The following is a 679-nucleotide window of genomic DNA, read 5'->3' on the forward strand; positions in this document are numbered from 1 at the left end:
TCATATTTTTATAAAAGAAAAAATCGGTCTACACAATTCGGTCGCTACACTGTTTTATTCTGTCGTGCAAATATAACTAATTCTATAGTAGGTGATTATACGTATTTCGCAGGCACCGCCTCCGTTAATAATTGTGAAATTGGTAAATTTTGTTCTATTGCAGAAGGCGTTAAAATAGGCCTTGGAAAACACCCAGTTGATTTTCTTTCAACACATCCGGTATTTTACTCGGAAAATACCTGCTTCCCTTATAGATTGAAAAATTATAGAGTTAATGAAAAAGTGATTGAATCAATCACCGAATCAGAGAGAGTCATCATAGGCAATGATGTTTGGATTGGCGTAAATGCCATCGTAATGGATGGTGTGACAATTGGTGATGGAGCAGTTATTGGAGCTGGGGCGGTTGTTACCAAAGATGTTCAACCTTATACTATCGTAGGTGGTGTTCCTGCGAGAGTCATTAGGACCAGACAAAATATAAATTGTTCTTGGTGGGAATTTGATGTAGATACCCTTGTAGATTTTTCCTCAAATTTTAAAAAGAGGTTGTAATGTACGAGTTAATGTTGAAGGTCAAACGTAAAATAGCTACTCTTCTTTCTTCATTTATATTTCGCGTTTCATTTAAAAATTTCGGAACAAAAAGTAGTATTTTTAAACCTGATATATTACAAGG

At 35.1% G+C, this 679-nt stretch carries 1 protein-coding gene; it reads left to right on the forward strand.

Annotated elements, in window-relative coordinates; all coding sequences use genetic code 11:
• Positions 1-555, forward strand: a 555-nt coding sequence (locus E0D98_RS25275; RefSeq protein WP_131891444.1) for a CatB-related O-acetyltransferase, incomplete at its 5' end; no start/stop codon positions are given.
• Positions 556-679 lie beyond the last annotated feature (124 nt).

It is taken from the genome of Escherichia sp. KCJ4928 (genome assembly GCF_004352695.1).
Classification (GTDB): domain Bacteria; phylum Pseudomonadota; class Gammaproteobacteria; order Enterobacterales; family Enterobacteriaceae; genus ECMA0423.